The organism is Burkholderia sp. LK4, assembly GCF_001043615.1.
In the GTDB taxonomy this organism is placed as follows: Bacteria; Pseudomonadota; Gammaproteobacteria; order Burkholderiales; family Burkholderiaceae; genus Burkholderia; species Burkholderia cepacia.
In genome coordinates this window covers 38954-60308 of the sequence record NZ_LDUL01000084.1, presented here as the reverse complement: position 1 = coordinate 60308, position 21355 = coordinate 38954, and the positions used below count along the sequence as shown (strand labels likewise).

At 68.8% G+C, this 21355-nt stretch carries 20 protein-coding genes; 9 read left to right on the top strand and 11 right to left on the bottom strand.

What is annotated here, in order from left to right; all coding sequences use genetic code 11:
- Both VK92_RS33935 and VK92_RS33930 read right to left on the bottom strand, forming a co-directional pair.
- Nucleotides 1-779 (bottom strand): LysR family transcriptional regulator (locus tag VK92_RS33935; protein ID WP_048468222.1); only part of this gene is annotated, 779 nt, incomplete at its 3' end.
- Nucleotides 780-960: 181 nt separating this feature from the next.
- Nucleotides 961-1932, bottom strand: a complete 972-nt coding sequence (locus tag VK92_RS33930) for a GlxA family transcriptional regulator (RefSeq protein WP_048026352.1) — start codon at nt 1930-1932, stop codon at nt 961-963.
- 116 nt (nt 1933-2048) lie between these two features.
- Here VK92_RS33930 and VK92_RS33925 point away from each other — a divergent pair, with 116 nt between their 5' ends.
- A complete protein-coding gene (locus VK92_RS33925; RefSeq protein WP_021160187.1) occupies nt 2049-2732 on the top strand; it encodes a DJ-1/PfpI family protein in 684 nt (227 codons plus the stop codon).
- A gap of 67 nt (nt 2733-2799) precedes the next feature.
- Nucleotides 2800-3111 carry a cupin domain-containing protein gene (locus VK92_RS33920; protein WP_048026350.1) on the top strand — a complete coding sequence of 104 codons (312 nt, stop codon included), beginning with the start codon at nt 2800-2802 and terminating at the stop codon, nt 3109-3111.
- Nucleotides 3112-3169: 58 nt separating this feature from the next.
- On the opposite strand, the gene VK92_RS33915 is transcribed toward VK92_RS33920, so the two are convergent.
- From VK92_RS33915 to VK92_RS33900, 4 genes are all read right to left on the bottom strand, one after another.
- Nucleotides 3170-3454 (bottom strand): PAAR domain-containing protein, encoded by a 285-nt coding sequence (locus VK92_RS33915; RefSeq protein WP_048026348.1) that lies wholly within the window; start codon nt 3452-3454, stop codon nt 3170-3172.
- 138 nt (nt 3455-3592) lie between these two features.
- The gene (locus tag VK92_RS33910) at nt 3593-4795 is read right to left on the bottom strand and encodes a porin (protein ID WP_048026346.1); all 1203 of its coding nucleotides are present in this window, start codon (nt 4793-4795) and stop codon (nt 3593-3595) included.
- A 116-nt stretch (nt 4796-4911) separates the two neighbouring features.
- Nucleotides 4912-6384: an amidase gene (locus VK92_RS33905; protein ID WP_048026344.1), complete on the bottom strand. Its 1473-nt coding sequence runs from the start codon at nt 6382-6384 to the stop codon at nt 4912-4914.
- 63 nt (nt 6385-6447) lie between these two features.
- On the bottom strand, nt 6448-7764 hold the full coding sequence (locus VK92_RS33900) for an MFS transporter (RefSeq protein ID WP_021160182.1): 1317 nt from the start codon (nt 7762-7764) through the stop codon (nt 6448-6450).
- A 199-nt stretch (nt 7765-7963) separates the two neighbouring features.
- On the opposite strand from VK92_RS33900, the gene VK92_RS33895 reads away from it, so the two are divergent.
- A complete protein-coding gene (locus VK92_RS33895) occupies nt 7964-8881 on the top strand; it encodes a LysR substrate-binding domain-containing protein (protein ID WP_021160181.1) in 918 nt (305 codons plus the stop codon).
- Between the two features lie 9 nt (nt 8882-8890).
- Here the strand turns inward: VK92_RS33895 and VK92_RS33890 are convergent, their stop codons facing one another.
- Entirely contained in the window at nt 8891-9283 is a 393-nt protein-coding gene (locus VK92_RS33890; RefSeq protein ID WP_048026343.1) for an MAPEG family protein, read from the bottom strand.
- A 420-nt stretch (nt 9284-9703) separates the two neighbouring features.
- Here VK92_RS33890 and VK92_RS33885 point away from each other — a divergent pair, with 420 nt between their 5' ends.
- Nucleotides 9704-12811 carry a transglycosylase domain-containing protein gene (locus VK92_RS33885; RefSeq protein ID WP_048026341.1) on the top strand — a complete coding sequence of 1036 codons (3108 nt, stop codon included), beginning with the start codon at nt 9704-9706 and terminating at the stop codon, nt 12809-12811.
- 34 nt (nt 12812-12845) lie between these two features.
- On the opposite strand, the gene VK92_RS33880 is transcribed toward VK92_RS33885, so the two are convergent.
- On the bottom strand, nt 12846-13193 hold the full coding sequence (locus tag VK92_RS33880; protein ID WP_048026339.1) for a GFA family protein: 348 nt from the start codon (nt 13191-13193) through the stop codon (nt 12846-12848).
- Between the two features lie 153 nt (nt 13194-13346).
- On the opposite strand from VK92_RS33880, the gene VK92_RS33875 reads away from it, so the two are divergent.
- The gene (locus VK92_RS33875) at nt 13347-13592 is read left to right on the top strand and encodes a DUF1272 domain-containing protein (RefSeq protein ID WP_021160177.1); all 246 of its coding nucleotides are present in this window, start codon (nt 13347-13349) and stop codon (nt 13590-13592) included.
- 22 nt (nt 13593-13614) lie between these two features.
- On the opposite strand, the gene VK92_RS33870 is transcribed toward VK92_RS33875, so the two are convergent.
- The gene (locus tag VK92_RS33870) at nt 13615-14247 is read right to left on the bottom strand and encodes a FadR/GntR family transcriptional regulator (RefSeq protein ID WP_331457556.1); all 633 of its coding nucleotides are present in this window, start codon (nt 14245-14247) and stop codon (nt 13615-13617) included.
- A 215-nt stretch (nt 14248-14462) separates the two neighbouring features.
- Here VK92_RS33870 and dgoD point away from each other — a divergent pair, with 215 nt between their 5' ends.
- Nucleotides 14463-15611, top strand: a complete 1149-nt coding sequence (gene dgoD, locus VK92_RS33865) for a galactonate dehydratase (protein ID WP_048026353.1) — start codon at nt 14463-14465, stop codon at nt 15609-15611.
- A gap of 244 nt (nt 15612-15855) precedes the next feature.
- On the opposite strand, the gene VK92_RS33860 is transcribed toward dgoD, so the two are convergent.
- Nucleotides 15856-16788: a CopD family protein gene (locus VK92_RS33860; protein ID WP_021160174.1), complete on the bottom strand. Its 933-nt coding sequence runs from the start codon at nt 16786-16788 to the stop codon at nt 15856-15858.
- 373 nt (nt 16789-17161) lie between these two features.
- Here VK92_RS33860 and VK92_RS33855 point away from each other — a divergent pair, with 373 nt between their 5' ends.
- The 3 genes from VK92_RS33855 (at nt 17162) to VK92_RS33845 (ending at nt 20821) form a co-directional block, all read left to right on the top strand.
- Complete coding sequence (locus VK92_RS33855; protein ID WP_042975501.1) at nt 17162-17926, top strand: c-type cytochrome; 765 nt, start codon at nt 17162-17164, stop codon at nt 17924-17926.
- Nucleotides 17927-17945: 19 nt separating this feature from the next.
- Nucleotides 17946-19244 (top strand): c-type cytochrome, encoded by a 1299-nt coding sequence (locus VK92_RS33850; protein WP_021160171.1) that lies wholly within the window; start codon nt 17946-17948, stop codon nt 19242-19244.
- Nucleotides 19245-19378: 134 nt separating this feature from the next.
- On the top strand, nt 19379-20821 hold the full coding sequence (locus VK92_RS33845; RefSeq protein WP_048025984.1) for a DEAD/DEAH box helicase: 1443 nt from the start codon (nt 19379-19381) through the stop codon (nt 20819-20821).
- Here the strand turns inward: VK92_RS33845 and VK92_RS33840 are convergent.
- The gene (locus VK92_RS33840) at nt 20815-21321 is read right to left on the bottom strand and encodes a hypothetical protein (protein WP_048025983.1); all 507 of its coding nucleotides are present in this window, start codon (nt 21319-21321) and stop codon (nt 20815-20817) included. The genes VK92_RS33845 and VK92_RS33840 overlap by 7 nt on opposite strands.
- Nucleotides 21322-21355 lie beyond the last annotated feature (34 nt).

Below are 21355 nucleotides of genomic sequence, written 5' to 3'. Positions count from 1 at the left end.
GGCAGCACCTCGACCAGCGAGCCGTCGAGCAGGTTCGGCAGCACCATGAACAGCGTCGGCTGGATCATCCCGAACCCTTCGAGCCCGCACGTCACGTAGGCATCCGAATCGTTGACCGTGACGCTGCCGTTCATCCGCACCTCGAACGGCTTCCCGTCGATCATGAACACCCACGGAATCGCACGCGCGCCGTGGCTCGCACGGAAATTCACCGCGTGATGGTCGGCGAGATCGGCAATCTCGTGCGGCTCGCCGTGACGCGCGAGGTAATCGGGCGACGCGCAGGTCACGCGCTTCAGCATCCCGATCCGCCGCGCGACCATCGACGAATCCTCGAGCGGCCCGACCCGGATCATGCAATCGATGCCCTCCTCGACCGGATCCACGTAGCGGTCGGAGAGCCCCAGTTCGAGCGTGATGTCGGGGTAGCGCTGCCGGAAAATCGACAGCGACGGCAGCACGATGCGCCGCCCGAGCGAACTCGGCATGTGGACACGCAGCACGCCGCTCGGCTTGCGGTTGCCCGTCTGGAAACTCGCGTCGGCCTCCGCAATCTCCGAGATGATCTTCGTGCAATGCTCGTAGTACGCCGCACCTTCCGGCGTCAGCGACAGCCTGCGTGTCGTCCGGTGCATCAGGCGCACGCCCAGCAGCGCCTCGAGGTTCTGAATGATGGTCGTCACCGACGCGCGCGGCATCGCGAGCGTGTCGGCCGCGCGTGTGAAGCTGTTCGCGTCGACCACACGGGTAAAAACTTCCATTGCCTGGATTCGGTCCATGCTGCTCCCCCTTCGAATCGCCAACGAAACAGAATAGAGCGCGCGACGGGCACGGCACAAGCCCCCATCCATTGTTCTCCGATCCTGAATAGTTTCCGCGTTTCGGACTGGAAAACGATCGATTTCCGTTCAGTCGCACTCGGCGATCGTTCCGGCCCCGAGCGCAGCCGTACGCCGTGCGTTATCGCACGAATCGCTCGCGATAGCCTTGCGGCGACACGCCCAGCACCCGCACGAAACAGCGTCGCAGCGTCTCCTCGGAGCCGAAGCCGCAACGCGCGGCGATCCGCTTGACGGGCCACGCCGTTTCGCCGAGCAGGCGCTGCGCGGCCTCGACGCGGAGCTGCTCGACCGCGCGCGCGGGGGTGCGGCCGGTGCCCGCGCGGTAGTGGCGCACGAAGCTGCGCTCGCTCATGCTTGCGCGCTCGGCCAGCGCGGGCACCGACAGGTCGGCCGTCAGGTGCTCCGCCATCCACGCATGCAGTTCGCCGAACCGGTCGTCGGTACGCTGCATCGACAGCATCGTGCTGAACTGCGCCTGTCCGCCCGGGCGCTTCAGGAACACGACGAGTTCGCGCGCGACGTCGAGCGCGGTCGCGCGCCCCAGGTCCTCCTCGACCAGCGCGAGCGCGAGATCGATGCCGGCCGTCACGCCGGCCGAGGTCCACAGCGCGCCTTCGCGGATGAAGATCGGATCGGATTCGACGCGCACGTTCGGATAGCGCGCCGCGAACTCGTCGCAGCGCGCCCAGTGCGTGACCGCACGGCGCCCGTCGAGCAGGCCGGCCTCGGCGAGCAGGAATGCGCCGGTGCAGACGGACGCCACGCGCCGCGTGCGCGCCGCCTGCTGCCGCACCCAGCGCACCAGCCGTGTGTCCCGGGATGCCGCATGCACGCCCTTGCCGCCGGCGACGATCAGCGTATCGGGATGGCGTGCGGCCGAGCGCAGCGACTCGGCCATCACGACGAGACCCGACGACGTCTCGACGGGCCCCGCCTCGGCCGCGACGACACGCGGCGCGTAGGGCGCCGGCTGCCCGCGCTCCAGCGCGAGCTCGTTGACGGACGCAAACACCTGCAGCGGCCCCGACACGTCGAGCAGCTGGGCACGAGGGAACGCGAGGACCAGGATCGAACGCGGGGCGGCAGGCATGGCGATTGGCTGAAAACGTGGGCGATATGGCAATTTCGCCAAACACTACGCGCCTAGAATCGATCTGTCCATCCCGCGCCGGCAACGGTGCGCCCCCTTCCAACCGGAGTCTTCGCATGACCCTGCATATCGGCTTTCTCGTGTTCCCGGGCGTCCAGCAACTCGATCTCACCGGCCCGCACGACGTGCTCGCGTCGCTGCCCGACGCGGCCGTCCACCTGGTCTGGAAGTCGCGCGACACCGTCGCGTCGAGCAGCGGGCTCGCGCTCGCGCCGACCTGCACGTTCGACGATTGCCCGCCGCTCGACGTGATCTGCATTCCGGGCGGCATCGGGATCAACGAACTGCTGCTCGATGCCGAAACGATCGCCTTCGTGCAGCAGCGCGCGGCCACCGCGCGCTACGTGACGTCGGTCTGCACGGGCGCGCTGCTGCTCGGCGTGGCCGGCCTGCTGCGCGGGCGGCGCGCGACGACGCACTGGGCATTCCACACGCTGCTCGAACCGCTCGGCGCGGTGCCGGTGCGCGAGCGCGTGGTGCGCGACGGCAACCTGATCACCGGCGGCGGCGTCACGGCCGGCATCGACTTCGCGTTGACGATCGCCGCGGAACTGGCCGGCGACGAGGAAGCGCAGGCGATCCAGCTGCAACTCGAATACGCGCCCGCACCGCCGTTCGACGCAGGTTCGCCGGACACCGCGCCGGCAGCCGTCGTGAAGCGCGTCACCGAACGTTCGGCGGCCGGTTTCGCGAAGCGCAAGGCGACGATCGAGCAGGCGCTGCGCGCGATGTCGCGCTGAATGCGGGTACGGGGAAATTGCCTCGACGACTGAAAGACGACGCGCACTCGCGCCGGAGAACATATCGATGAACATCGTCCGCAGCGCCGCGTTCACCGCGGACCGTGCGTGGGGCGCGCTCGACATCGCGAACCTGCGCGGCATCACGGTTCGCCTGCACTGGACCGACCAGCCGTATCGATGGCACGTGAACGACGGCGAGGAAGTGTTCGCGGTGCTCGACGGTCGCGTCGAGATGCGTTATCGGGAGGCAGGCGTCGAGCACGCGACGGTGCTCGAAACGGGTGACGTGTTCCATGCGACGGCCGGCACCGAGCACGTCGCGCATCCGCTCGGCGAAGCACGCATCCTCGTGATCGAAACCGAAGGCAGCGTCTGACGGCCGTTGGCCGTGCGTCGAGGCCGCGTGGATGCCGGCCGCATCCGCGCGGCGGGTTTCATCCGGTGATCGTCCCGGTGGCCTGCGACGCGATCAGCTTCGGCTGCGGCGTGCATTGGCACTGGCACAGGTCGTGTTCGAGCGCGACGACCTTGCCCATCACGGTCATCGTCCGCTCGCCGCCGTCGGACACGATCACGCCGGGCGACTTGCAGGCGGCGCAGAACACCGACGCGCCGAGATAGGCGAGTTCACGTCCGTCGAACGACGAATTGGCGATCCCTTCGAGCACCACGCCGCCGTGGTCGGTCGTGTCGCCCTTCAGAATGAATTTGCGGCTCATGTGTCGGTTCTTCCCTCGGAAATGCCGTGCAGCGCGGCATCAAGGCCGCACACGGGCAATCGGAATCCGCCCGTCGATCGCGGGCGTGCCGCGAGCATATCACCGCTCGCGGCCGCCGCCTGCCGATCGCCGCATCCGTCAGAACTTGTGCCGGATGCCGATCCGCGCCTCGAACTGGCGGTCGTTCGCGGACGCGCCGGGGCCGTTGATCGCGGCAACCGCCGCGTGCCCCGTCGAATCGGTGCCCGATGCGCGCTGAAAGACGGCGGTCGCGTACACGTCGGTGCGCTTCGACAGGAAATAGTCGAGCCCGGCCGCCACCTGGTGGTACGTCGCGCCGTCGCGGCCGTTCACACCTCCGCCGCGCGTGTAGTCGTACGCGACGCCGCCGAACAGGTAGGGTGTGAACTGGTAGCGCACGCTGCCCTCGACGTTGTTGAACACCGCATTGCCGGACACGCCGCCGGGGTTCGGCCCGGACGACAGGTCGCCGAGCCCGCGGAACGACGTGTTCGTGTACATCGCGCCGAGCGTCACCGCGCCCATCGCGTAGGTGCCGCCCGCCGCCGCGACCTGCAGCGTGCGCGCCGACGCATAACCGGAATACACGGGCGACAGCATGTTGTTGCCCGGCACGCCGCCGACGACCGGCGCGGGGCTGCCGGTCGTGCCGAAGAACGACACGTTCGGGTTGCGCGCATTCAGGTAGCCGGCCGCGACCACGAGCGGCCCGCGCGTGTAGCCGGCCGTCATCGACCACACCTGGTTGCGCGTCGCCGCGCCCGCGATGCCGCCCACGCCGTACATGGCCGCGAAGCGCAATCCGCCGTAGTCGTTGCTGGTGAACTTGATCGCGTTGTTGGTCGAGTTCGCGTTGTTCACGTTGTCGAGATCGCCGGGGTGCGCAACCATGTAGCCGCCGAACAGCGCGGCGGCCTCGAGCGGCCCGAGGAAGTCGACGTTGGTGTCGTACTGGCGCCCGAGCGTGACGGTACCGAACGGCCCCGACAGCCCGACGAACGCCTTCTTGCCGAAGATCAGCCCGCCCTGCCCGAGCTTGCCGGTGCTCGGGTCGAAGCCGTTCTCGAGCGTGAAGACGGCCGCCAGCCCGCCGCCGAGATCCTCGACGCCGCGCAGCCCCCAGCGGCTCGCCTGCTGCACGCCGCCGAGCATCCGCCACGCCGGCTTGCCGCTCACGGTGCCGTTCGGGCCGGCGACCGCAAGGTTGCTCGTGTAGGTCAGCCCTTCGTCGATAATGCCGTACAGCGTCACGCTGCTCTGTGCGTGCGCCGCACCCGCGATCAGCGCGACGCCCGCGCCTGCCAACAGCCGTTTTTTCATCGGAAGGTCTCCATTGCGCGGGTCGAATGGCAAAACGCAGGCGTGCGCGTCCCCCGCAGGCGCGCGGCCTGCTCCGGAGCAAACCGGAACGGTCAGGGATAAATCGGGGAGGACGGCTAGCGCATCGCGTCGGCGACGACCGCCGGCGGGGCCCAGCGGCGGCCGGCCGCGACTTCGTATGCGTGACCGAACTGCAGCACGCCCCAGTCGTCGCGATAGCGGCCGACGATCTGCATGCCGATCGGCAAACCGGTCGCGCCGAAGCCGCACGGCACCGACAGGATCGGCGCCTCGGTCGACGACAGGTACCAGCACACGCGCATCCAGTCGATGTACGACGTGCTCGCGGCCCCCTGCACGTGCGCAGGCGAGCGCAGGCCGACGTCGAACGGCATCACCTGTGTCGTCGGCAGCACGTAGAACGCGTAGCGCTGCATGAACGTGCGCATCCGCTCGAACAGCCGCGTCTTGCGCACGAACATGCGGCCGAGATCGGCGGCCGTCAGCGACCGATGCAGCCGGTATTCATCGTGAATCTCGGGCTTCAGCGCCGCACGCTGCGCATCGTCGAACCCGTCGACCAGCGTGCCGATCATCCATGCGCGCTCGATGCGGAACACGTCCTCGGCGTCCGACAGATCGGGATCGTCGAATTCGACTTCGCAGCCGAGCGCCGCGAACACACGCGCCTGCGCATCGACCGCCCGCGCGATCTCGGGATCGACCGGCACGCCGGGCAGGCCGCGCGACATCGCGATGCGCGTGCCGCGGAAGTCGCGTTCGAGCGGCTGCGCGAAGCGCGCGCCCGGGTCCGCGAGTTCGGTCGCGGTCTCGCCGCCCGGCCCGGCGATCGCCGACAGCAGCAACGCGGTATCGGCCACGTCGCGCGCCATCGGCCCGTCGACGCCGAGCGTCGCCCAGCCGTTCAGGTCGGGCGCGCGCGGCACGCGGCCCGGCGACGGCCGCAACCCGACGACGTTGTTCCACGCGGCCGGGTTGCGCAGCGAACCGCCCATGTCGCTGCCGCATGCGAGCGGATTCATCCCGCACGCGAGCGAGGCCGCCGCGCCGCCGCTGCTGCCGCCCGCGGAACGCGTCAGGTCCCACGGGTTGCGCGTCGCGCCGAACACGTCGTTGAACGTATGCGACCCGGCGCCGAATTCGGGCGTGTTCGACTTGCCGATCATCAGCGCACCGGCGCTCGCGCAGCGGCGCACGACGAGCGCGTCATGCAGCGGCACGTGATCGGCGAACAACCGCGAACCGTAGGTCGTGCGCACGCCGCGCGTCGCGGTGAGATCCTTCTGTGACACCGGCAGCCCGTGCAGCGGCCCCTGCCATTCGCCGCGCATCCAGCGGGCGTCGATGTCGCGCGCACGGGCGCGCAGCACGTCGGGATCGACGACGGTCACGAGCGCATTCACGCGTGGGTTGACCGTCGCGATCCGCGCGAGATGCGCATCGAGCAGGTCGCACGCGCCGATCTGCCGTGTCTTCAGCAGGTCGAGCATCGTGCGGGCGGACAGGTCGCACAGGTCGCCGGCCATCACGTCGGCGGGCGGGGACGATAGCGAAACGGTGGCGGTCATACGGTTCGGGGCGAAGAGGGAAAAAAGCGGGGAAGAAAGCGGAAAGGAAGGCGGCGGCAGCGGTCACGCATCGTGTTCGCTGCGATCCGATGCGAACGCGAGCGCGACGAGCGACAGCACGCCGCAGACGATCACGTACCACGCTGGCGCCGCCGGATTGCCGGTCGCGCCGATCATCCACGTGACGATGAACTGCGCGAAGCCGCCGAAGATCGACACGCCGCCCGCATATGCGATCGACAGTGCGGTGGCGCGCGTGCTCTTCGGGAACAGTTCCGCGAGGATCACGCCATTCGCGCCCGCGTTGATCGAGTGCAGCGCGGCGAGCAGCATCACGACCGCGTACATCGTCGCGATCGACGGCACCGCGCGGATCAGCCAGAAGCCCGGCAGGATCAGCACGGTCAGCGCGAGGCGCGACCACAGCGCGACGCGCTTGCTGCCGTTGCGATCCGACAGCCGTCCGCCGACGGGCGCGGCGACGAACATCACGGCACCGGACAGGATCCCGCACCACAGCGCGGTATCCATCGGCAGGTGCAGCACCTTGATCGCGTACGTCGACATGTAATACAGCACGATGAAGTGCGCGGCCGTGCCGCCGACCACGAGGCCGAGCGCGGTCAGCACGGCGCCGCCGTCGCGCCGCAGCACGGTGCCGAGCACGGCCGACGAACGCCGCGCGGCCGCGGCCGGCGCGTGCTGCTCGAGCGCGCTGAAGCGTGCGCGCAGGTAGAGGCCGATCGGTGCGATCAGCACGCCCAGCAGGAACGGCACGCGCCAGCCCCACGCTTCGAGCGAGGCGGTATCGAGGAAATGCGACAGCAGGAAGCCGACGAACGAACCGGCCAGCGCCGCGGCGCCCTGGCTCGCGAACTGCCAGCTCGTGTAGTAGCCGCGTTCGCCGGCCGGCGCGCGCTCGGCGAGCAGCGACGTCGATACGCCGACCTCGCCGCCGGCCGAAAAGCCCTGCAGCAGCCGCGCGACGACGACCAGCACGGGCGCCGCGATGCCGATCTGCGCATAGGTCGGCAGCACGCCGATCATCCCGGTGCCGATCGCCATCGTGACGAGCGTGAGGTTCATCGCGGGCACGCGGCCGAAGCGGTCGGCGACGAGCCCGATCACGACACCGCCGATCGGCCGCGCGATGAAGCCGACGCCGAAGGTCGCGACCGACATCAGCAACTGCTGCTGCGCGGAGACCGCGGGAAAGAACAGTTTGCCGAGCAGCACCGCGAAGAAACTGAACACGGTGAGATCGAAGAATTCGAGGCCGTTGCCGATCGTGATCGCGACAATCAGCTGACGATTGGACGGGGATGCGGCAACGTCGCCGACATGCCCGCCGAACATGCTGCCTGCTCGGGGCGCCTTCATGAAGGTGTGTCTCCGTACTGGTGATGCGTGTCGTGTGCACGGCCCGTTGGACGGCCTGCGCATGCAGTCTAGGCATTCAAAATACGCAGCCCGGAGCGACATTTTTCGATCGTGATAACGCACGGTTATCGCGTGCTTTCCGCGCGGAAACGCGGTGTAGGATACGAACGTCGCCACCGCCGCCGCGCCCCGCCTCGCCGTGAAACACCACCAGCTCCGGGCGCTTGCCGCCATCGCCGAACACGGCAGCCTGCGCGCGGCCGCGCGCGCGATCCACCTGTCGCAGCCCGCGCTGACGAAGGCGATCCGCGAACTCGAACTCGATCTCGGCGTGCCGCTCGTCACGCGCAACGCGCGCGGCGCGCAGCTCACGCGTTTCGGGCAGGCCGTCTATGCCCGCGCGCGGCTGATCCTCGCGGAGATGCAGCACGCGCGCGACGACGTGATCCAGCTGTCGGGCGGCAAGGAAGGTGCGCTCGCATGCGCGCTGACGCCGCTGGTGTCGCTCGGCTTCCTGCCGGCCGCGCTCGACGCGTTCCGGCAGCGCATGCCGACGATCCGCCTCGACGTGCGCGAAGGATTTCTCGACACGGCGCTGCCGCGGCTGCGCGACGGCTCACTCGACTTCGTGATCGCGATCGTCGACGCGGCCCGGCTGTCGCCGGAATTCACGTTCCGGCCGCTGCTCGAATCGGAACTGATCCTGATGACGCGCGCGAGCAATCCGCTGCGTCACTGCACGTCGCTCGCGCAATTGCAGGACGCGCAGTGGATCCTCAACACGTCGCCTGAAAGCATCGGCCGGCTGCTGCAGGACGTGTTCGTCGCACACGGTTATCCGGCGCCGCAGCCGATCGTCGAATGCACGTCGTTCAGCGCGGCGTTTTCGCTGTCGGTGCACACCGACACCGTGTCGTGCGTGCCGAAGAGCTTCATGGAAATCGACTGGATTCGCGAGCGGATGGTCGCGATCGACGTGGAGGAAACGATTCCGGCCGTGTCGGTCGGCGTGCTCACGCGCCGCGATGCGCTGAACACGATTGCCTGCGACTACCTGATCCACTGCTTCGTCGAAGCCGTGCGCCGGCACGATCGCGCGACGCTGCTGTGGCGGTAGCGCCAGCGTTCAGACGAACAGCGCGATGCACAGCGCGGCCCCGCACAGGTACGTGCCGAGCGCGCCGATGAAACGCACGGGATTCGGGTTGGCCATCGTCGGCCATGCGAGCAATCCGATCACCAGCAGGCAGCGGCACGCGGTTGCCGCGACGATCAGCACGAGGATCGCGCGAGACGGATCGTGCGCGCCGAAATGGAGAAACAGCACCGCGAGGAACGGCGCGTATTCGGCCGTGTTGCCGTGCGCGCGCACGATCTTGTGCAGCCCGTTCGTCGGGTCGGACGCACACCCGGACCCGATGGTGCATCGAAAGCGCGTGACGGACACGACGAACCCGAGCCCGAACAGCAGCAGCCCGAGGATGGCCGTGCACACGAGTGCGACGGGATGGATCGCCATGGGACTCCGGGCGGAAGCGGACATGCGCCGCACATCCGGCGATCGTACCCGCCGCCGGCGCGCGCGGCTATCGCGGAAACCCGTAGCGTCGCCGTGCGACGCCTCTCTTTCACGAACGGGTTCCGGCCCGAATTGGAACGATGCCGCAGCGCACGAAATCCGTGCATCGTCCGTCGGCCCGGCCACGTGGGCCTGCCCGGCGTCGCCCCTGCCACGCGGACGTCGCCGCGCGCAACGCGCAAACGTTTAAGCCGCAGCGGCGCGCACCATCGCGGCGCGGCGCCCGTTGCCCCGCATCACAGGCATGCACGTTGCGTCGACGCATCTCGGTAGTCGACGCCCTTGGCAGCCCGCTGCGGAGGACTACACTAATCCTTAATGGGGTGCGGCCGGAGCCCGCGCCTTCAGGGAGACGCCGCCATGAATCGGCCGCTGAATCGTATCCTGCCGCGCGTGACCGGTCCCGCATCGGTCTGGACGTGGGTCAAGTGGTCCCTGCTCGCCGCGCTGCTGATCGCGGTGGCGATCGTCGCGCGGCTTGTGCAGAGCGAGATCGAAACGTCCCGGCTGCAGGCGCACTACCTGTCCGATCTCACCCGCGACGTCGGCTACACGCTCGAGGCGGGCCCGAGCGATCGCATCCGCTTCCCCGCGAACGGCCCGTACGACCAGCGCCTCGGCTACGCGATGATTCCGGCGTTCCAGGAGCGGCTGCTCGCGCGCGGCTTCGTCGTCGGCAAGCAGGCGCGCGATTCGCAGCGGATGCTGTCGATCGGCGATCGCGGGCTGTTCCTCCCGTTCGAGGAGAAGGACCAGGCGGGCCTGACGCTGTTCGACTCGACCGGTGCACCGCTGTTCGCGACCGTGTTCCCACAGCGCGTCTATGCCGACTTCGACAGGGTGCCGCGGGTGATCGCCGATTCGCTGCTGTTCATCGAGGATCGCTACCTGCTCGACGCGAACGAGCCGAACCGCAACCCGGCAATCGACTGGGGACGCTTCAGCCGCGCGCTCGCCGACCAGGCGCTGCACGTCGTCAACCGCCACCAGGCGCGCCCGGGCGGCAGCACGCTCGCGACGCAGATCGAGAAGTTCCGACATTCGCCCGAGGGCCGCACCGCGACGCCGCCCGAGAAGCTGCGGCAGATCGCGTCGGCGTCGGTGCGTGCGTACCTGAACGGCCCGCAGACGATGCCCGCGCGCCGTACCATCGTCGTGCGCTACCTGAATTCCGTCCCGCTCGCCGCGCGACCGCACATCGGCGAGATCACCGGCATCGGCGATGGGCTCGCCGCGTGGTACGGCCGCGACTTCAACGACGTGAACCGCATCCTGTCCGCGCCGACGACGGGCGACAACGTCGACGAACAGGGCAAGGCGTTCCGCGAGGTGCTGTCGCTGATCATCGCGCAGCGCGCGCCGTCGTACTTCCTCAATCGCGGTTATCCGGCCCTGGAGCGGCTGACCGACAGCTACCTGAGGCTGCTGTCGAACGGCGGCGTGATCTCGCCGGCGCTGCGCGACGCCGCGCTTGCCGCGCAGATCGAACGCAGCGCGCCGCCGGCCGCCGCGCACGTGCAGTCGTTCGTGTCGCGCAAGGCCGTGACGTCCGCGCGCGCGTCGCTGCTGTCGGCGCTCGGCATCAGCGACCTGTACCAGCTCGACCAGTTCGACCTGCAGGCGACCAGCACGCTCGACAACGGCGTGCAGCAGGCCGTCGCCGAACGGCTCGCACGGGCGTCGACGCGCGACGGCGCGCAGGCGGCCGGCCTGTACGGTTTCGAGATGCTCGCGCCGAAGGACGACCCGTCGCACCTCACGTACAGCTTCACGCTGTACGAACACCGCAACGGCGCGAACCTGCTGCGCGTGCAGACCGACAGCGTGAACGAGCCGTTCGACGTCAATCGCGGCGGCCGCATCAACCTCGGCTCGACCGCGAAGCTGCGCACGCTGATCACCTACCTGCAGATCGTGTCCGACCTGCATGCGCGCTACACGAACCTGTCGAACGCGGAGCTGGCCCGCGTGAAGCCCGACCCGATCGACGGGCTGTCGCACTGGGCGCTCGACTACCTGTCGCATACGCGCGACCGCTCGCTGCAGGCGATGCTCGACGCGGCCGTCGAACGCAAGTATTCGGCGAGCCCCGACGTGTTCTACACGGGCGGCGGCGCACAGGTGTTCTCGAATTTCGAAAAGTCCGACAACGGCCGCATCCTGACGCTGCACGCGGCCTTCGAGCACTCGGTCAACCTCGTGTTCGTGCGGCTGATGCGCGACATCGTCCACTACGAGACGCTGCAGGCGGCCGGCCCGTCGTCGTCGTGGCTCGGCGACCCCGAACAGCGCCGGCATTACCTGCAGCAGTTCGTCGACGGCGAAAGCCAGGTCTACGTGAAGCGCTACTACACGCGCTATGCGGGCAAGGCGCCCGACGACGCGCTCGCGCTGATGCTGAAGGACGTGCGCAAGTCGCCGCCGAAGATCGCGACGGTGCTGCGCAGCGTCGCGCCGAACGAATCGCTCGCGTGGTTCGACGCGCAGATGCGCGCGCAACTGAAGGGCACGCCGGCCGCGACACTGTCCGACGACGATCTCGCCAGGCTCTACGCGAAGTATGCGATCGACCGCTTCAACCTCAACGATCGCGGTTATATCGCGAGCGTGCATCCGCTCGCGCTGTGGACGCTCAACTACCTGCGCGCCCACCCGGCGGCGCCGCTTGCCGATGTCCAGCGCGACAGCCGCGACGCGCGTTTCTACACGTACTCGTGGCTATACAAGACGCGCTACCACGCGACCCAGGACCGGCGCATCCGTCGCATGGTCGAACTGCGCGCGTACGCGGAAATCACGAAGTCGTGGCGGGCACTCGGCTACCCGTTCGCGGAAGTCACGCCGTCGTACGCGGCCGCGATCGGCGCATCGGGCGACCAGCCCGACGCGCTCGCGAAACTGATCGGCCTGATCGCGAACGGCGGGCAGAAAGCGCCGACCGAGACGATCACGCAGCTCGACTTCGCGAAGGGCACGCCGTACGAAACGCGCTTCGTGCGCGCGGCCGCGCAGCCGCAACCGATGCTGTCGCCGGAGATCGTCAACGTCGCGCACACGCTGCTGCGCGACGTCGTGCTCAACGGCACCGCGCGCCGCCTCGCGGGCGGCTTCACGCTGCCCGACGGCAAGACGCTCGACGTGTACGGCAAGACCGGGACGGGCGACCAGCGCTTCAACGTCTATGCGCGCGGCGCACGGCTGATCGAGTCGCGCAAGGTGAACCGCAGCGGCACGTTCGTGTTCGTGCTCGGCGACCGGTTCTTCGGGGTCCTGACGGCAACCGCGCACGAACCGTACGCGGCACGCTACGACTTCACGAGCGCGATGGCCGTGCAGTTGCTGAAGTCGATGGCGCCGGCACTCGCGCCGCTGATCGAACGCCCGGCCGGCACCGGCACGCATACCGCGGGCGCCGCCCCGCAGGCGGCAGCGCCGGCGACGGGTGCCGCGGCCGCGCAACCGTCCTGACGGCCGCACGTCGTGTCATGCGGCGACGCGCCGCTCAGTGCGAGCGGCCGTCGTAGTGCGTGACCGGCAGCGCGTCGAGATCGACACCTTCGAGACAGCGCACATTGATCGCGACCATCGCGGTGCCGTTCGGGTGGACGCCCTCGCCGAACGTGTGAATCCCGCAGCGCTTGCAGAAGCGGTGCTTGATCACGTGCTTGTTGAACATGTAGGTGGCGAGGTGCGCGTCGGGCGTGAGCAGCGTCATGCGATCGCGCGGCACGAACCACATCAGCGCGCCCTTGCGTTGGCAGATCGAGCAGTTGCACGCCATCACGCCCTGCAGGTCGCCTTCCGCCTCGAACTTCACGTCTCCGCAATGACAGCTTCCGCGATAAATCATGGTCGTCTCCCGGTGCGGCCCGTGCGCATCGGCGGCGCCCCGGCGGGACACCGTTGGCCAGACCGATCCAGGCGGGTACAGTAGCGCGCAGATGCGCCGCGCGCAATGTCCGGCGGCGCCCTTCCCGCCCCTGTCCGAACAAGGAAAACCGTCATGCTCGAAATGCGCCCCGGCTGCGAATGCTGCGACAAGGACCTGCCGCCCGATTCGGCGGATGCCCGCATCTGTACGTTCGAATGCACGTTCTGCGCGACCTGCGCCGACGACGTGCTGAAGGGCCGCTGCCCCAACTGCGGCGGCGACTTCGCCGTGCGCCCGCGGCGACCGGCGAGCCTGCTCGCGAAATACCCGGCGTCGACCGAGCGCATCCACAAGCCGGGCGGCTGCGCGAACGCCTGACCGCGCCGCCCGCCGTTTCGCGTCACGACATCTCGATCCGCGCGCGCGTCACCGCGAGCAACGCCGCCATCGCGCGGCGCGCACCGTCCTCGTCGCGCATGCGGATCGCGTCGCTGACGGCCGTGTGCTCGGCGAGCGACGCGTTGTACACGTCCGCGCGGCGCGCGTTCAGGTGCAGCTGCGCCTCGAGCGTGCGATCGATCAGCGTGCCGAGCGGCACCAGCAGTTCGTTGCCGCCGGCCTCGAGCACGCTCAGGTGAAAACGCAGGTCGGCACGCACCCATTCGTCGACGTTGCGCGCAGCGGCCATCGCACGCGCCGCGCCGTCGATCGCCTCGAACGTTGCCGGTGTATGCATGCGCGCGGCGAGCGCGGCCGCGTATGGCTCGACCATCTCGCGCATCTCCTGCAGCTTCAGCGCGAACGCGAGCGGCGGCGCGACGCGCGCATACCAGTCGAGCAGGTCGGCGTCGAGCAGGTTCCATGCGCCGCGCGGCCGCACGCGCGTGCCGATCTTCGGCCGCGACTCGACGAGCCCCTTCGACGTGAGCGTGCGCAGCGCCTCGCGCATCACCGTGCGGCTCACGCCGTACATCTCCATCAGGTCGGGTTCCCTCGGCAGCAGCGACTCGGGCGGGTAGTCGCCGCGCAGGATCGCCGTGGCGAGCCGGAAGGCCGTCTGTCCATGCAGGTCGCGTCGAATGATCGTTCTCCGTTATGCCGGTACCCCGGGTGCACCGGCTGCCCACTATCTGCACAATAGTGCTATTAATACTATTTTTTATCGGTCCGCGCTAGGATAACCGCGAAAGCACGCGACCGCGCGCGGCACCCGACTGCCCGCGCCGGTCAATCATGGAGACCCGCATCGTGAAAATCACCCGCCTCGAAACCTTCGTCGTCCCGCCGCGCTGGCTGTTCCTCAAGATCGAAACCGACGAGGGCATCGTCGGCTGGGGCGAGCCTGTCGTCGAAGGCCGCGCGAACACGGTCGAGGCCGCCGTGCAGGAGCTGGCCGACTACCTCGTCGGCCGCGACCCGCTGCTGATCGAGGATCACTGGCAGGTGATGTACCGCGCGGGCTTCTACCGCGGCGGCCCGATCATGATGAGCGCGATCGCGGGCGTCGACCAGGCGCTGTGGGACATCAAGGGCAAGCATCACGGCGTGCCGGTGCATGCGCTGCTCGGCGGCCAGGTGCGCGATCGAATCAAGGTGTATTCGTGGATCGGCGGCGACCGGCCGAGCGACGTCGCGAACAATGCGCGCGCGGTGGTCGAGCGCGGCTTCAAGGCCGTGAAGATGAACGGCTCCGAGGAGCTGCAGATCGTCGACACCTACGACAAGGTCGAGCAGGTGATCGCGAACGTCGCGGCCGTGCGCGACGCGGTCGGCCCGCACGTCGGAATCGGCGTCGACTTCCATGGCCGCGTGCACAAGCCGATGGCCAAGGTGCTCGCGAAGGAGCTCGACCCGTACAAGCTGATGTTCATCGAGGAGCCCGTGCTGTCGGAGAACGCCGAGGCGCTGCGCGACATCGTCAACCAGACCAACACGCCGATCGCGCTCGGCGAGCGGCTCTACTCGCGCTGGGACTTCAAGCACATCCTCGCGGGCGGCTACGTCGACATCATCCAGCCCGACGCGTCGCACGCGGGCGGCATCACCGAGTGCCGCAAGATTGCGACGCTCGCGGAGAGCTACGACGTCGCGCTCGCGCTGCACTGCCCGCTCGGCCCGATCGCGCTCGCCGCGTGCCTGCAGCTCGACGCGGTCAGCTACAACGCGTTCATCCAGGAGCAGAGCCTCGGCATCCACTACAACCAGGGCAACGACCTGCTCGACTACCTGCGCAACCCCGAGGTGTTCCGCTACGAGGACGGCTTCGTCGCGATCCCGCAGGGCCCGGGGCTCGGCATCGACGTGAACGAGGAGAAGGTGCGCGAGATGGCGAAGACGGGCCACCGCTGGCGCAACCCGGTATGGCGCCACGCGGACGGCAGCGTCGCCGAGTGGTGAGCGCGATGCGCGGCATGAGCGCTGAGTCGCGCTGAGTCGCGCTGAGTCGCGCTGAGTCGCGCTGAGTCGCGCTGAGTCGCGCTGAGTCGCGCTGAGTCGCGCTGAGTCGCGGCAAGTATCAATACGAGAACGGCTGCCCGACAGGCAGCCGTTTTTGCATGCCCGGCGCGGCGCCGGGCACATGGTGAATGCACGTGGCGGATGCGCGTCGGCGGCCTGGCGTCGCGCCGCGCGCAACCGGCCGTCAGCCGAGCGCCGCGAACCCCGGCACGCTGAACGACAGCACCGCGGCCGCGACGAACACGCCGATCATCGTCAGCGCCTCGAGATGCAGGATGTTGCGGAACGTGTGCGCATCCTCGGTCGACGCGGTGCGGCGCAGGCGCGGCAGCGCCGAGAAGCGGTTCAGGCCGCCGAGCACGAGCGCGAGCGCGACGAGCAGCAGCTTCAGCAGCAACACGCGCCCCCACGTGCTGCCGTCGAGCGGCGCAAGCGACCCGCCGAGCCCGCGGATTGCATTGAGCGCGCCGGTGCCGAGCACGAACACGACCGCGACGATCGACGTACGGGACAGGTGCTGGCCGATGCGGATCAGTGCGCCGCGCGCGACCGACGAACCGAGCGCCGGCAGCACCGCGAGCCCGCCCGCGAGCACGAGGCCGCCCCACACGGCGGTCGCGAGCAGGTGCAGCGTCTGCACGCCGACCGCCGCGGACAGCGCACCCGTGTCGGCCGCATGGCCGAGCGAGGCCTTGCCGGCCGCGACCACGATCACCGCGAGCCACAGCACCGCGTGCGCGACCGGGCCTTCCGGCTTCGCCAGCGCGACGATCGCGAGCACCACGGCGCCGGCGAACGCGACGCTCCATGCGAAGCCCGTATGGGTCTGCGTCAGCATCACGGGAATCGCGGCGAACGCGCCGCCGAGCCCCGCGCCGCTCATCGTCGCGGCCTCGTAGACGAGCCAGCCGAGATCCGCGAGCACCAGCGCCAGCGCCGCCGCGACCAGCGAATGTTGCGCGCGCAGCCACGCGGGATGGGACGGCGCGACGACCGGACGTGCCCCGTCCTTGCCGAGCCAAGCCTTGAGCAGCGCCGAGCCGACCGCCATCGCGAACGCGGCGTCCATCAGCGCCGCGAGCGCGACCTGACCGATCCACAAGCTGTCGAACTTCATCGCGCGCACCCTCCCGAAAGCGGCAGGCCGACGATGCGGCAACGGGACGGACAGCGTGAGGAAGGCAACGGCACGGTAGAAAACGTCATCGATGAATCCGGAAACGGGAGAAATGACTGGACCTGCGGCGGAGGCGGCGCCGCGCGACCCGCGAGTGTACGGTCTTCGATGGTGAAAACGCACGCCGGTTCACACAGGTGCGGCGCAATGCGCGTCAAATTGTCGCAAGTCGCAAACGGACAGGAACCGATGTCCTTTTGCCAAATAGCCGTCATTACCCATCGATGATAGAATGCCGCGTCGCAGCAGCCCGGCTGCCTTGCCGTCATGCGCCGAGCCGATCGTAGCCCGGACAGGTCCCCGTCGAATAAACATGGAGTCTCGTGTGTCTTCAAGACGCCTCTTCCGTCCGCTGCTCGCCGTTCTGATGTTCGGCGGCGCGGGCCTTATGAGCGCTGCCCAAGCGCAGACCAAGCCCACGGAGCAAGCGCACGCCCAGCAGGCGCCGCTCAAGGCACCCGATACCATGGCCGAGCGCGTGCGCGGCTGTACGGCCTGCCATGGCGTCCATGGCCAGGGTACGGACAACGACTACTTCCCGCGTCTTGCCGGCAAGCCGGCCGAGTACCTGTACAACCAGCTCGTCAACTTCCGTGACGGACGGCGCAAGTACCCGCCGATGAACTACCTGCTGACGTACCTGAACGACGACTACCTGCGCGAGATGGCCGAGCACTTCTCGGCCGAACGCCCGCCGTACCCGGCGCCGGCGAAGCCGACGCTGCCGGCCGCGACGCTCGCGCGCGGCAAGCAGCTCGTCACGCAAGGCGACCCGTCCCGCAAGCTGCCGGCCTGCGTGGCCTGCCACGGCGCGACGCTCACCGGCATGCAGCCGGCGATCCCGGGCCTGGTCGGCCTGCACGCCGACTACCTGAGCGCGCAGATCGGTGCATGGCGCTCGGGCAACCGCCACGCGAAGGCGCCCGATTGCATGCATGAAGTCGCTTCGAAGCTTTCCGACGAAGACGTGACGGCCGTGACCGCATGGCTCGCCGCGCAACCGGCGCCCGCCAACCCCGTGCCGGCTCCGGCGCGTTCGATGAAGACTCCGCTCGCCTGCGGCAGCGAACCGCAATAAGGCAAGGGAGACAGACACAATGAAACGCAAGTCCCTGTTTGCACTCTCGGCTGTCGCGATCGTCGCGGCCGCCGCCCTCGTGCCGGTCCTGTGGCCGGGCAACGACACGCTGCACGGCGCCGCCGCCGTTGCGGCCACGCCGGCCGACCAGGCCGCACTGATCAAGAAGGGCGAGTACCTCGCGCGCGTTGGCGACTGTATCGCGTGCCACACCGTGCGCGGCGGCAAGTCGTTCGCGGGCGGCCTGCCGATGGCGACGCCGTTCGGCACGATGTACACGCCGAACATCACGCCGGACGACAAGGACGGCATCGGCAAGTGGACGTCGGACGACTTCTACCGCGCGATGCACACCGGCCGTTCGAAGGACGGCAGCCTGCTCTACCCGGGCTTCCCGTTCGCGAGCTACACGAAGGTCACGCGCGCGGATTCCGACGCGATCTACGCGTACCTGCGCTCGGTCGCGCCGGTGTCGGTGCCGAGCCGTCCGCACGAACTGAAGTTCCCGTTCAACAACCGCAACCTGCTGATCGGCTGGCGCACGCTGTTCTTCAAGGAAGGCGAGTACAAGCCGGATCCGACCAAGTCGGTCGAATGGAACCGCGGTGCGTACCTCGTCGAGGGCCTCGGCCACTGCTCGATGTGCCACACGTCGATCAACATGATGGGCGGCCCGGTGAGCTCGGCAGCCTTCGCGGGCGGCCTGATCCCGCTGCAGAACTGGTATGCGCCGTCGCTGACGAACGACAAGGAACTCGGCCTCGGCGACTGGCACGTGCAGGAGCTGTCCGACCTGCTGCAAGCCGGCGTGTCGAACAAGGGCGCGGTGTTCGGCCCGATGGCCGACGTCGTGCACAACAGCCTGCAGTACATGAGCGACGAAGATACGCGCGCGATGTCGACGTACCTGAAGTCGATCCCGCAGAAGGCTGAAGCGCCGAAGAACATGCAGTACGAGCCGTCGAAGCAGTTCGGCAACGCGCTGTTCGACCAGGGCAAGAAGATCTACGCGGACAACTGCGCGACCTGCCACGCCGAAACCGGCGCGGGCAAGCCGCCGGCCTATCCGCCGCTCGCGGGCAACCACTCGATCGTGATGGAATCGGCGGTCAACCCGATCCGCATGGTGCTCAACGGTGGCTATCCGCCGAGCACGTTCAAGAATCCGCGTCCGTACGGGATGCCGCCGTTCGCACAGTCGCTGTCGAACCAGGAGGTTGCGGCGGTCGTCACGTATATCCGGATGTCGTGGGGTAACAACGGTACGCCGATCTCGCCGCAACAGGTGAGCGACCTGCGTTCCGCGCCGCTCGACTAAGAAGCGGCTGACACACACGGGGCGCGGCTGCGGGAAACCGCGGCCGCGCCCTTTTGCATTTTGCAATTTGCGATGTCACCTCCCGCGCGGGCCGCGCGAGACGTCGCCGATCATAAAACTGAAGAGTGGTATCTATGTCTTTCGAATCTCTCGGCCTGGCCGAACCGCTCGTCAAGGCGGTCAACGAGCTCGGCTATACGTCGCCGACTCCCATCCAGCAGCAGGCGATCCCTGCCGTCCTCGGCGGCGGCGACCTGCTCGCCGGTGCGCAGACGGGCACCGGCAAGACGGCAGGCTTCACGCTGCCGATCCTGCAACGCCTGCACACGTTCTACGCCGAGCATCGCGGCGCGAAGCGCGCGGTGCGCGCGCTGATCCTCACGCCGACGCGCGAACTCGCCGCCCAGGTCGAGGAAAGCGTCCGTGCCTACAGCAAGTACCTGAAGCTGCGCTCGACCGTGATGTTCGGCGGCGTCAGCATCAATCCGCAGATCGACGCGCTCAAGCGCGGTGTCGACATCGTCGTCGCGACGCCGGGCCGCCTGCTCGATCACATGCAGCAGAAGACGATCGACCTGTCGGACCTCGACATCCTCGTGCTCGACGAAGCCGACCGGATGCTCGACATGGGCTTCATCCACGACATCAAGCGCGTGCTCGCGAAGCTGCCGCCGCAGCGCCAGAACCTGCTGTTCTCGGCCACGTTCTCCGACGAGATCAAGGCGCTCGCCGACAGCCTGCTCGACTCACCCGCGCTGATCGAGGTCGCACGCCGCAACACGACCGCCGAAAGCGTCGCGCAGAAGATCCACCCGGTAGACCGCGACCGCAAGCGCGAACTGCTCACGCACCTGATCCGCGAACACAACTGGTTCCAGGTGCTCGTGTTCACGCGCACGAAGCACGGCGCGAACCGGCTTGCCGAGCAGCTGACGAAGGACGGCATCAGCGCGATGGCGATCCACGGCAACAAGAGCCAGTCGGCCCGCACGCGCGCGCTGGCGGAGTTCAAGAACAGCACGCTGCAGGTGCTCGTCGCGACCGATATCGCCGCGCGCGGGATCGACATCGACCAGTTGCCGCACGTCGTCAACTTCGACCTGCCGAACGTGCCGGAAGACTACGTGCACCGGATCGGCCGCACGGGCCGCGCGGGCGCGACCGGCGAAGCCGTGTCGCTCGTGTGCGTCGACGAGAAGCAACTGCTGCGCGACATCGAGCGGCTGATCAAGCGCGAGATTCCGCAGGAAGTGATCGCGGGCTTCGAACCCGATCCGAACGCGAAGCCGGAGCCGATCCAGCAGCGCCGCGGGCAACAGCAGCCGCGCGGCGGTGGCGGCGGTGGCGGCAATCGCCAGCCGCGTGCGGGCGGCTCAGGCCAGCCGGCCGCGAAACGCGACGGCAACGCACAGCCGAAAGCATCGCAGCAGAAGGCCGCGAAGCCGCGCGCGCAAGGCGGTGCCGGCGGCAGCGGCGGACGCCCGGCGGGCGGCGGCAATGGCGCACGCCCCGCGAACGGCAACGCCGCGCACCCGAACCGCAACCGTTCGTCGCGCAGCGGCCAGCGCGGTCACTGAAGCCGCGCGGCCGCGCGCCGCAGGTGCTCGACCTGGCGTTGCCAGCGTTCGAGCACCGCGGCGCGCTCCCCTTCCAGCGTGAACGTGACGCCTGTCGCGAGACGCGCATAACCGACCCGCTGCGCATCGCCGTGCGCGATCGTCGCAGCGAATCCGGCCAGTCCGCCAAAGTCCCCTTCGAGCGGCTCCATCGTCAATTGCGCCTGAAAGAACGCGCCGTCCGCGACGAGCGTCAGCGCGGCCGTGCGCCGTTGCGCGACCGCGCGCGCCGCACGCGATTGCGACCAGAGCGCAAGCAGCAGCGTGCGCGCATCGTGTGCATAGATCTCGCCGACGCCGAGCAGCGTCGTGCGCAACTGGCCGTCGTCGGTCGCGACGATCAGCGATGCGGCGAAGTCGGCATGACGCTCGAGCGCCGTGCCGTCGAACAGCGAGACGACGGCCGGCGGCCACGCATCGAACGTCCATTGTTCGAGCGCGTGGCGATGGGTATCGGTCATGGTGGCGTGGCCCCGGTGGAAAGCGGATGAACAA

Coding starts and splice junctions, on each gene's coding strand:
- VK92_RS33930 (WP_048026352.1), bottom strand. CDS start 1,932: ATGCCTGCCGCCCCGCGTTCGATCCTGGTCCTCGCGTTCCCTCGTGCC.
- VK92_RS33925 (WP_021160187.1), top strand. CDS start 2,049: ATGACCCTGCATATCGGCTTTCTCGTGTTCCCGGGCGTCCAGCAACTC.
- VK92_RS33920 (WP_048026350.1), top strand. CDS start 2,800: ATGAACATCGTCCGCAGCGCCGCGTTCACCGCGGACCGTGCGTGGGGC.
- VK92_RS33915 (WP_048026348.1), bottom strand. CDS start 3,454: ATGAGCCGCAAATTCATTCTGAAGGGCGACACGACCGACCACGGCGGC.
- VK92_RS33910 (WP_048026346.1), bottom strand. CDS start 4,795: ATGAAAAAACGGCTGTTGGCAGGCGCGGGCGTCGCGCTGATCGCGGGT.
- VK92_RS33905 (WP_048026344.1), bottom strand. CDS start 6,384: ATGACCGCCACCGTTTCGCTATCGTCCCCGCCCGCCGACGTGATGGCC.
- VK92_RS33900 (WP_021160182.1), bottom strand. CDS start 7,764: ATGAAGGCGCCCCGAGCAGGCAGCATGTTCGGCGGGCATGTCGGCGAC.
- VK92_RS33890 (WP_048026343.1), bottom strand. CDS start 9,283: ATGGCGATCCATCCCGTCGCACTCGTGTGCACGGCCATCCTCGGGCTG.
- VK92_RS33885 (WP_048026341.1), top strand. CDS start 9,704: ATGAATCGGCCGCTGAATCGTATCCTGCCGCGCGTGACCGGTCCCGCA.
- VK92_RS33880 (WP_048026339.1), bottom strand. CDS start 13,193: ATGATTTATCGCGGAAGCTGTCATTGCGGAGACGTGAAGTTCGAGGCG.
- VK92_RS33875 (WP_021160177.1), top strand. CDS start 13,347: ATGCTCGAAATGCGCCCCGGCTGCGAATGCTGCGACAAGGACCTGCCG.
- VK92_RS33860 (WP_021160174.1), bottom strand. CDS start 16,788: ATGAAGTTCGACAGCTTGTGGATCGGTCAGGTCGCGCTCGCGGCGCTG.
- VK92_RS33855 (WP_042975501.1), top strand. CDS start 17,162: ATGGAGTCTCGTGTGTCTTCAAGACGCCTCTTCCGTCCGCTGCTCGCC.
- VK92_RS33850 (WP_021160171.1), top strand. CDS start 17,946: ATGAAACGCAAGTCCCTGTTTGCACTCTCGGCTGTCGCGATCGTCGCG.
- VK92_RS33845 (WP_048025984.1), top strand. CDS start 19,379: ATGTCTTTCGAATCTCTCGGCCTGGCCGAACCGCTCGTCAAGGCGGTC.
- VK92_RS33840 (WP_048025983.1), bottom strand. CDS start 21,321: ATGACCGATACCCATCGCCACGCGCTCGAACAATGGACGTTCGATGCG.